This window comes from uncultured Turicimonas sp., assembly GCF_902477955.1.
In the GTDB taxonomy this organism is placed as follows: Bacteria; Pseudomonadota; Gammaproteobacteria; order Burkholderiales; family Burkholderiaceae_F; genus Turicimonas.
In genome coordinates, this window is the sequence record NZ_CABSJB010000068.1 from 1 (window position 1) to 5,693 (window position 5,693).

General features: G+C 40.5%; 5 protein-coding genes. 2 read left to right on the top strand and 3 right to left on the bottom strand.

All coding sequences use genetic code 11. The annotated features are described in order from the left end of the window. The first annotated feature begins 672 nt into the window (after positions 1-672). Positions 673-2,070, top strand: coding sequence for a viroplasmin family protein (locus RDK53_RS12115; protein ID WP_308515223.1), 1,398 nt, complete (start codon positions 673-675; stop codon positions 2,068-2,070). A gap of 462 nt (positions 2,071-2,532) precedes the next feature. Here RDK53_RS12115 and RDK53_RS12120 read toward each other — a convergent pair whose 3' ends face one another. The 3 genes from RDK53_RS12120 to RDK53_RS12130 all read right to left on the bottom strand — a co-directional run bounded on the left by RDK53_RS12120 (position 2,533) and on the right by RDK53_RS12130 (position 4,468). Next, entirely contained in the window at positions 2,533-3,132 is a 600-nt protein-coding gene (locus tag RDK53_RS12120) for a hypothetical protein (RefSeq protein ID WP_308515224.1), read from the bottom strand. Between the two features lie 128 nt (positions 3,133-3,260). Continuing rightward, on the bottom strand, positions 3,261-3,926 hold the full coding sequence (locus RDK53_RS12125; protein WP_308515226.1) for a response regulator: 666 nt from the start codon (positions 3,924-3,926) through the stop codon (positions 3,261-3,263). Further along, positions 3,902-4,468: an ATP-binding protein gene (locus RDK53_RS12130; protein ID WP_308515228.1), complete on the bottom strand. Its 567-nt coding sequence runs from the start codon at positions 4,466-4,468 to the stop codon at positions 3,902-3,904. Before RDK53_RS12130 ends, RDK53_RS12125 begins: the two co-directional genes overlap by 25 nt. Positions 4,469-5,235: 767 nt before the next feature. Here RDK53_RS12130 and RDK53_RS12135 point away from each other — a divergent pair. After that, the gene (locus RDK53_RS12135) at positions 5,236-5,664 is read left to right on the top strand and encodes a glycosyltransferase family 2 protein (RefSeq protein ID WP_308515230.1); all 429 of its coding nucleotides are present in this window, start codon (positions 5,236-5,238) and stop codon (positions 5,662-5,664) included. The last annotated feature ends 29 nt before the right edge of the window (positions 5,665-5,693 follow it).

Below are 5,693 nucleotides of genomic sequence, written 5' to 3' on the forward strand. Positions count from 1 at the left end.
CTTTTCGGTAGTGTGCTAATTATAGCATATCACCCACCTTTTGTGCAGAGGTTCCTTAAGTATTCTGCGAAATAGTTGCCAACTTTCTACATAGTAATTAATTGGAGGGGTGAACAACCCGCGTTGAATGGCAGCATTTCAATGCTTAAGATTAAAGAAGTCGGAAATTTTGGTCAAAAAAGCGAAACTCTAAACTCTCTGGGCACGGCAGCAAAGTAAAACTAACACGGTGTCCAATGCTCACTGACTAAAACTGAAAAATAAATAAATTACTTTATTTCGCATAAGGTGAGTTTGTTTTTTGTGCGTATTCACTTCGTATTGGTAACTCACATTGGATTTCTCACTTCTCAACGCTATCGTGCCTTTAACTTTTCGCTTTTGAGGTGTATTTCTAATGCTCTATCCAGATCTAATGTTCATGGCTTTTGAAAAATGATAAGTGTTGAATACTGGTTGATTGATTAATGAAGAAGCTTGAATATCTAGTGGGATAAGTTCAATAAAAGGAGGAAAATAAGACTTGACTCACTTTTTGAGGGATTGTAGGAGAGAAGACGATAACCATTGCAATCTAAAAAGGATGGTCAAGAAATTAGGTAAACTGAAAAAAAATTCAGTTTTATTGAACGTTAGAAATTTATATAGGTTTCATGGCTTAATAGAGAGAAAATGAGCAATAAGAAGAAGTATTATGCTGTAAGAAAAGGGACGAAATGCGGGATCTTTTCAACATGGAAGGACTGTCAAGAAGCTGTCCAGAATTATTCTGGTGCCGAATATAAGTCATTTCTTTCGGAGGAGGAAGCTAGGGCTTATTTAAGCGATCGAGATATTTATGAAGAAGAAGTGAAAGAATTGCTCCGGGAGGGGTGGGGTGTCGCGTTTGTTGATGGGAGCTTTGATACGGAAGTTGGCAAGTATGGTAGCGGGGTTGTAGCCTTTAGACCAGATGGGCATAAAGAAGAACTGTTTCGGGCCGGACAAAACCCGAAATTTATAGGGACAAAGAATGTTGCAGGTGAGCTTTTTGCAGTTCTTCTTGCTTTGGATTGGGCGGTGTGTTCTGAAATCTCTAAGTTGAAAATTTATCACGACTATGAAGGGGTTCATAAGTGGCTTTCAAGTGAATGGAAGCCCCAGAGTCCAGTCAGCAAGATGTATGTTGAAATCTATAAGCATAAGTACGAAGGTCTATTACTTGTGGATTTTGTAAAGGTTAATGGTCACTCAAATAATAAATATAATGATCTTGCTGACCGGCTGGCCAAGGAATCATTGAGCAAAAGAGGAAGAGTTGTCAAAGGAAGTAGTTTCGCTGCCTTTTCTTATGTTAAAAAGGACGTCTGGAAAGATTTGGTAGAGAAGCTAAAGGAGACATTTGAAGGGACATGGGAGAGCCATTCTGAGACGTGCTACCAGTCTTCAGATTTTTTTAGAGCCGCCAGCGGAGATAAGGTTACTTTAACTTTTTATTCTGTTTCACGAAAGGCAACGTTGCAGGGTGCTGTGACTCCGTTTTTTCAAGAGGTACTCAGCGAAATACTTAGCTCGTTAGGAATAGAGGAAAAAGCACTTGACCGTGTATACAGCGACGTGTATCGCGTTAATGTAGATTCACAAGACATTTCAACCAGATTTAAGGCTCAATTTAACTTTCCTGCAGATTATCCTTCGGCAATTAAGAACCTAGTTAGAACAGCGTTAATTAACCTTGCTGTAAATTATGAATGCCCCGAGTACTCCCACTTTGTTTTTCCCGCGTTAAAAGCTGTGGAAGGGCATTTAAAATACCTATTCTTTAAGAATGGGATGGACGTCACGGAGAAAGGTTTTGGGGAGTTTTTCGAAGGAAAATCGGATAAAGGTGCTTTTATCTTGAAAAATCCAAAACTCGCATACGCAAAAGAGATATGCGAAGCGTATAGTTTTTGGAACGCGCAAAGACATACGATATTTCATTACGGTCAATTGTTCGGAAAAATAGATTCAACAAGGGAGCTTAAAACGAAAGCAGATGCGAACGAGATTATCCAACGGTCGCTTATGATAGTTAACAACATAAAATGAGACACAATTTTGGACAATTAAAATATTTTATGGTCCACGCGGATAAAGAGCTCTGTTTCGCAGTTTGTAGAGGTCCAGAGGCATTTTTTAATCACCTTTCTGAGCTGATTGGTATCACTCATGGTATGAAGAATGCTAACAGGCTTGTTATCGACCAAATTCTCGTAACTGGAGATAATGAACAACGCTTTGTTGAAGCTCCCCTTCGTAATGGTAATTTTGCGGCCTGTGATCTAACTCCTGTGAACGGAACGCGGTGCCTTAGGGAGCTTGCTTCGATCGTGTTCAGGGAAAATACATGTTGGGAGGCTTCCTCAATTTTGACTTCTGAACAACTAGCAAGAATTCAATCGGGGCTCCCTTTGTAGTGCGAATTTTTTATGAGTTCTTCAGGATCTAAAAGATCTGAGATATTGATGTCGCCAAATGAGCCTAAAAACTTAACCGATGATTTTAGTTCGTCTATTTTCTTTGATTGGTTTTGGGAAAGTTTTCTTTTCCCAGCAACCAAAGATACCTGTCAATTTCTTTTCTGCTAAAATTTTCAAGGCCGTAGTACTTCGTAAAGCAATCCAATGTCTCTACGAAATTCTTATAGATTTTGAGATCCTTCCTTTTAATAAATTTGTCAACATCTCGGAAATGTCGCAAAACCTTGGCGACATAATTATCGTAGATAGGAAAGTTTTTAGGATTATGGTGACTGCAGTATTTACTAGCGAAGGAATAGAACTTATGGTTTTTCCCTTGGATGTTTACATTCTGTAATTCATCTACTAAAGATAGGTCTTTCTTCGAAAGGCGAGCGTCAATCTTCAATTCCAGAATATGTTTTGCAACAGAGAAAACTGAAAAGATATTAGTGCTATAGAAATCATTCAAGGTCGCAGACTTTAACAGAATGTCTTCTATCTTTTCATTCTTCGGGCAGAATTCCTGAAATAGTTTATCCAGTGCTTTTTCTTGTTCAGGGTAAGCGTCAAGTTGCTCCCACTTCTTTAAGTAAATCGTTACTTGCTCTGAGGAGGGTCTGGGAATGTCTTTCTTTGGTGATCCTGCCATTTAAAACTCCTTTGGTCGGTTGAAATAATTATCTCTGCTTAATGTTAAACCGAACAAACTCTTTTGGCTAAATATTAATTTTTTAAGAAACTACGTTTTCTCAGGATTATTTATACATTTACGGCTTCCTAATACTCCAATTTGTTTTTTGCATTACTGGAAAGCCTCAAAGCGATTTCAGGCGGAGTTTTAACGCCCAATTTTTCCGCAATCCGAGCCTTGTGAAATTTCACAGTCCTTTCTGAACAGCCAAGCTTCTCAGCGATTTGTTTATAAAGTAAACCTTGTGCCAAAAGTTGTGCGACTTCTCGCTCTCTTTGTGAAAGCGAACTCGTTGCTTCTCTCTCGGCTTCTTCCTTCTGACTTTTCAAGAAGTGGAGCAGGTCACTTTGACACGCCTGAAAAACTGCCCCCTTTAACCTCTGAGGATCAACCGGTTTCAGCATGAAGTCCTGAGCACCGTGTTTCAATGCAAGCACGGTCATATCAACATCTCCGTGCCCAGTGACGAAGATGATAGGAATCTCTCGTTCAAGAATCTCTAATTTTTGCTGAAGCTGCAGACCTGAAAGTCCCGGCATCCGAACATCAAGAATCAGACAACCGATTTGAACGTTTTCAGAAGCAAGGTAATCTTCCGCACTATTAAAGATCTTGCAGTTCCAGCCGGAACAGCGAAGCATAAATTCATAGGATTTCGCGACAGTCTCATCGTCGTCCACAATTCTGACTAAAGACTTTCCCTGAACTAAGCGGAGGACGGATGGATCTATAGGGTCGGAAGAAGGATACATGCGATGACCTCTTTATTGTGCTGACGAATGCTGAGCTGACCGCCCCAGCGTTCCACGACTCTTGCCGCAATTGCTAATCCCAGTCCGAGACCGTTGACTTTAGTAGAGTTCTTCACGGCAAACAGATTATTAAAGGATTCTTCATGTTCTAAAAATCCTTCATTGGCGACAGTAATGGCGGTTTCACCGTTTTCGCCGGAGATCTCTAAGGTGATAATCGGTTTCGTTTCTTGGTGCGTTATGGCTTCGGAAGCGTTATTGAGCAAGTTGAGTAAAACAATTTCAAACTGAGTGGGATCAATCCGGACAGAAACCGGAGCGTTGCCCGATGCAACGAGATTAACTTCGTATTTTCCGCCTAACTCTTGATAAGTTTCGACGATAGACAGAGCCAACGAGTTCAATTCGACTTCTTGGATCTTCGATTCTTTCGCTTTAATCAGTCCTCGCATATGTTCAATAATCGAAGAGGCTCGGATGGAGTATTCATCAACGACCTTGAGTGCTTCTTCTAGAAAGAAGAACTTTTGCATCGTAATCATGAGAATGAAGAATATCTCTGAGGCTTTCGGAGTAGTTTCTGATGACGGTGAGCGGCTGGCATTTCAGGATTTCGCTTTTTGTCAGCATTTTTGATCGAACTCGGCGCTTCAATAAAAGAACCGTCAACAATCGTGTCTTTGTTGAAGAGAAGCCCTTTATTGGTAAGTGGTTACTTGAATAATAAAAATATCTTTTTGTCACAACAGCTTTTCCCTAGCGGATGACGAAAACGCAGGATCGTAGTTTCCTACGGAGATTGTGAGTCCATCGTCAAACCGACAAAGCTACGGCAGGAGAAGGAGTCGTGATGCGCCTCCCTACACGTAGGGTCTGACAAGTTATAGACAAACTGAAAAAATGCGGATCATGAGTTCCCATAGATAAGATTGAACGCTGCGTTTGCCTTTTGCTTTAGTAAAGTTCGATACCGCTTTCAAATTATGCAAAGGAATTAAGTTTCAAGGAACTTTATTCTTCTTACCAACTCTAGCTCCAGAGAAGTTGCTGCGAATAAATCAGCGAATGAGGGAGCTTTAATCTTAATTGAGACACTTTTCGATGCTGCACTAATTATATTAAATACCCCATTTTTATATAAAGATTTCTTGCTTATAAGGTTGAACTCAGAGATAGGTTCTGATTCCGCGAGTAACGCATCTATGACAGAAACGAATTATTAGCCCATTCTTGTTATACTGCTCCAAACAGTCTCTGACTTTTGGACAGAGTATTAAAAGCAACGATAAGAGCCCGAGAACCTGAGCAAATGACTAAGAAAAGCATTGCGGATCCCTGCGTGTCCGTGATTATTCCTGTTTATAACGCTAGTAACTACTTGGTCGCTTGTCTTTCAAGTGTTCTTGCCCAAACATTTCAAAGTTTCGAGGTTATCTGCATCAATGATGGTTCAACAGACCGGAGTTTGGAGATACTTCAGGATTTTAGAAAAAGGGACGCGCGGATACAAGTTTTACAAAGAAAACATGAAGGAGTGTCCTCCGCCAGAAATGCGGGGCTTGCCGTGGCACGGGGAGAATTCATTTTCTTCCTAGATGCAGATGATGAAATTCTTCCGGATACTCTGCAGTTGTTGATTGAGAGAATGTTTGACTCTGTTGACGCAGTTATTGGCGAAGCAGCTGCTTCGTACGATGTACACAAAGAGTTAGGGAACCTCTGCACAAAAGGTGGGTGATATGCTATAATTAGCACACTACCGAAAAG

Bases quoted from the DNA above. Each gene is read 5' to 3' on its own strand.
- RDK53_RS12115 (WP_308515223.1), top strand. From the start codon at position 673: ATGAGCAATAAGAAGAAGTATTATGCTGTAAGAAAAGGGACGAAATGC.
- RDK53_RS12120 (WP_308515224.1), bottom strand. From the start codon at position 3,132: ATGGCAGGATCACCAAAGAAAGACATTCCCAGACCCTCCTCAGAGCAA.
- RDK53_RS12125 (WP_308515226.1), bottom strand. From the start codon at position 3,926: ATGTATCCTTCTTCCGACCCTATAGATCCATCCGTCCTCCGCTTAGTT.
- RDK53_RS12130 (WP_308515228.1), bottom strand. From the start codon at position 4,468: ATGATTACGATGCAAAAGTTCTTCTTTCTAGAAGAAGCACTCAAGGTC.
- RDK53_RS12135 (WP_308515230.1), top strand. From the start codon at position 5,236: ATGACTAAGAAAAGCATTGCGGATCCCTGCGTGTCCGTGATTATTCCT.